This window comes from Flavonifractor sp. An91 (assembly GCF_002159225.1).
Lineage (GTDB): Bacteria > Bacillota > Clostridia > Oscillospirales > Oscillospiraceae > Flavonifractor > Flavonifractor avicola.
The window spans coordinates 1-1,285 of sequence record NZ_NFHA01000091.1; the positions used below are offsets into that span (position 1 = coordinate 1).

At 47.5% G+C, this 1,285-nt stretch carries 2 tRNA genes and 3 rRNA genes; all 5 read left to right on the forward strand.

Annotated features, from left to right (window positions below):
- A 23S ribosomal RNA gene (locus tag B5G42_RS17535) occupies positions 1–92 on the forward strand; the annotation flags it as partial.
- Positions 93–176: 84 nt separating this feature from the next.
- Positions 177–251 (forward strand) — tRNA-Glu (locus tag B5G42_RS17540).
- A 5-nt stretch (positions 252–256) separates the two neighbouring features.
- Positions 257–332, forward strand: a tRNA-Lys gene (locus tag B5G42_RS17545).
- A gap of 135 nt (positions 333–467) precedes the next feature.
- Positions 468–583 (forward strand): 5S ribosomal RNA (gene rrf / locus B5G42_RS17550).
- A gap of 600 nt (positions 584–1,183) precedes the next feature.
- A 16S ribosomal RNA gene (locus B5G42_RS17555) occupies positions 1,184–1,285 on the forward strand; the annotation flags it as partial.

Consider the following 1,285-nt stretch of genomic DNA (forward strand, 5'->3'; position numbering starts at 1 on the left):
GCACGTCGTAGACTATGACGTTGATAGGTCGGAGGTGGAAGCGCGGTAACGCGTGCAGCTGACCGATACTAATAAGCCGAGGGCTTGACCTTAACATGATGATTGCAGGCGCTTGCCTGGTACTGGAAACTGCATTGTTCGGTTTTGAGGGTGCTGACAAAGCGACGCGTAAATGTGGCCCGTTGGTCAAGCGGTTAAGACGGCGGCCTCTCACGCCGCAAACGTGGGTTCGATTCCCGCACGGGTCACCAAACCTGCGCCTTTAGCTCAGCTGGTAGAGCAACTGACTCTTAATCAGTGGGTCCCCGGTTCGAATCCGTGAAGGCGCACCATTCTCTATGGAGCGTCTACGCGGCGCTCCATAGAGAACCTCTTAAAATTTAGACTTACCTGATGAGAAAGACGGTAAGGAGAGAAAAGTTCAGATGAAGTTTTCTTTGCTTACTTTCTTTTTCAAAAGAAAGTAAGTTGGTGTTGATTGCGGTGAGGGTCCACCCGTTCCCATCCCGAACACGGAAGTTAAGCTCACCTGCGCCGAAAATACTTGTCTGGAGACGGACCGGGAAGATAGGTAACGCCAACACAAAGAGCGGACAGCTTTGGCTGTCCGCTTTTTGCTTTACAAAAAGCAGCAGCCGTCATAGACAGCTACTGATATAGCGATTTACATCAAAAGTTGAGTTTATTATGTAAAAAGTGCTTGACAAATGGCACCGTGAGTGATATTCTATTTGAGCGCCTTGCGAGAGGGCATGAAAATCTGAGCAAAACCGGAAGAAACCGGGGGGAACCTGGACGGCCTTCTGAAAGAGATCAGAAAAAAGTGCTTGACAAACGCGAGTGTGCGTGGTAAACTAAATGAGTTCGCGCCGGAAGGTACGAACCAGCTTGAAAAAGAACCGAAACAAGTGGTTCGGGGCTAAAAAGCCCTGAAAAAACTTGAAAAAGTTCTTGACAAGCGAAACAGAGTGTGCTAAAATAAATAGAACGTCAGCCAGAGGGGCTGACAAGAGCGTGTACCTTGTAAATTAAACAACGTGAAAGAAACACGAAGCACCAGAAAGGACGAGAAGTCCTTCTGACAAGCGCAAGCTTGAAAGAAGGCTCTTGATTTAATTTCTTTGAAGCTGTGAATTAAGCTTCGATAAGATGATTTGAAGAACTTTGGTTCTTTAGATACCATTTTATTGAGAGTTTGATCCTGGCTCAGGATGAACGCTGGCGGCGTGCTTAACACATGCAAGTCGAACGGAGTGCTCATGACGGAGGATTCGTCCAACGGATT